A 561-nucleotide genomic window follows, 5' to 3' on the forward strand; every position below is an offset into this window, starting at 1 on the left:
CATTCGCACTGACTTCACAATCCCCACTAATAATAAGCGTGCTTTTAAAGTAGATACCTATGGAGTGGCACTCGCGACGGGCTCTCCGCGAATTAAAGTAAGCGTCCCTGGACAAGCAGGAAAATATGTAGTTATTCAACCTGCATACCAATTGAAGCTCAGCGGGGGTATTGGTGGCGGTACTTTGGTCGATTTTCGCATCGTTTCACAGACGGCGACAACCGGCAAATACGTTATTCAATGGGAAGACTCCGAACAAGGGGGAGACTATGACCAAGACGTTTGGGGAACACTTGAATATAGTGTGAATACGGCAGTCACTCCACCTACCATTTCCATATCAACACAAACTATTGCACAGGCTACGGTTAACGCGCAAGGTTTTGGCTATGTAATTTCAGGCACGGATCAGAAGGATGGCGTGCACTTCCACTCTGGGATTTTGAACTTTACCTACAATGACCCTACCAATATTACCGTCACGCCTGCTGGTAATTTGAATGCAAGTGGAGGCTGTAACAACTGCAATGTGAACAACGCGAAAACTACGGCGACATATAC

1 protein-coding gene is annotated in these 561 nt (G+C 46.5%); it reads left to right on the top strand.

Going from position 1 to position 561, the window contains the following annotated elements:
* Positions 1 to 561 (top strand): hypothetical protein (locus tag AC1D1Y_RS26105; protein WP_477684908.1); only part of this gene is annotated, 561 nt, incomplete at both ends.

It is taken from the genome of Polaromonas sp. P1_G1 (genome assembly GCF_056405595.1).